Origin of the sequence: Bacillus timonensis (assembly GCF_004799755.1) — a bacterium.
In the GTDB taxonomy this organism is placed as follows: Bacteria; Bacillota; Bacilli; order Bacillales; family Bacillaceae_L; genus Ferdinandcohnia; species Ferdinandcohnia timonensis_A.
Map to the genome: position 1 here is coordinate 1 of NZ_SLUB01000141.1, position 861 is coordinate 861.

2 protein-coding genes and 1 pseudogene are annotated in these 861 nt (G+C 38.3%); all 3 read left to right on the forward strand.

Annotated elements, in window-relative coordinates; all coding sequences use genetic code 11:
- A pseudogene (locus tag E1I69_RS24245) lies at positions 1-144 on the forward strand (stage V sporulation protein AD); the annotation flags it as partial.
- Between the two features lies 1 nt (position 145).
- Positions 146-496: a stage V sporulation protein AE gene (gene spoVAE / locus E1I69_RS24250; RefSeq protein ID WP_136382027.1), complete on the forward strand. Its 351-nt coding sequence runs from the start codon at positions 146-148 to the stop codon at positions 494-496.
- A gap of 11 nt (positions 497-507) precedes the next feature.
- Positions 508-714 (forward strand): DUF1657 domain-containing protein, encoded by a 207-nt coding sequence (locus E1I69_RS24255; RefSeq protein WP_136382028.1) that lies wholly within the window; start codon positions 508-510, stop codon positions 712-714.
- The last annotated feature ends 147 nt before the right edge of the window (positions 715-861 follow it).

Sequence of the window (861 nt, forward strand, 5' to 3'; positions counted from 1 at the left end):
TTAAACCGGATGAAAAAAGGTGAATTTAAAAGAATGTTAGTCGTTGCAACAGGTGCTTTATTATCTCCTCTTTCTTTTCAGCAAAATGAAACGATTCCTTGTATTGCACATGCGGTATCGATTGAATATGGAGGTGAACAATAAGATGACCTATTTTTGGGCATTTACAGTAGGTGGTTTGATTTGTGTGATTGGACAGATAATGTTTGATGTTTTCAAACTTACACCGGGACATACCTTAAGTACCCTAGTAGTAGTGGGGGCCATTTTAGATGGGTTTGGTTTATATGAACCGTTGATTGATTTTGCTGGGGCAGGGGCCACCGTTCCGATTACAAGTTTTGGAAATTCGCTTGTTCATGGTGCGATGCAGGAAGCAGAAAAACATGGGTTAGTTGGTGTACTGACAGGAATGTTTGAAGTAACTAGTTCCGGTATTTCAGCTGCCATTGTTTTCGGCATGCTAGGAGCTTTACTTTTTAAACCAAAAGGATAAGGAGACTTAGGATGACAGTAGGATCAGATGTTAAACAGTGTTTTGCCAGTCTAAAGGGGGTAGAAGCAAGTCTGTCAATTTTAGCATTACGGACTCTTGATGATGAATCGAAGCGAACTTTGCATGAGGCTATGATGGTCGTACATGAAGTAACAAAAGATTTAAAAAAAAGAGTAGGAGAACTAGAAGGAGAGGAATTTCAGTACAAAGGTTTCTAGAAAACTATATTTACAGGGGGTGTAAGAGGTGCCTGAATGGTTAGATATAGCTGTACGCTCAGCATTATTTGTTGCTGTTTTATTTTTAATTACAAAATGGTTAGGGAAAAAGCAAATTTCCGAACTATCTTTCTTTGAATATGTCAC

What these genes read in the sequence shown, in the direction of transcription:
- spoVAE (WP_136382027.1), top strand. Translation starts at nt 146, where the DNA reads ATGACCTATTTTTGGGCATTTACAGTAGGTGGTTTGATTTGTGTGATT.
- E1I69_RS24255 (WP_136382028.1), top strand. Translation starts at nt 508, where the DNA reads ATGACAGTAGGATCAGATGTTAAACAGTGTTTTGCCAGTCTAAAGGGG.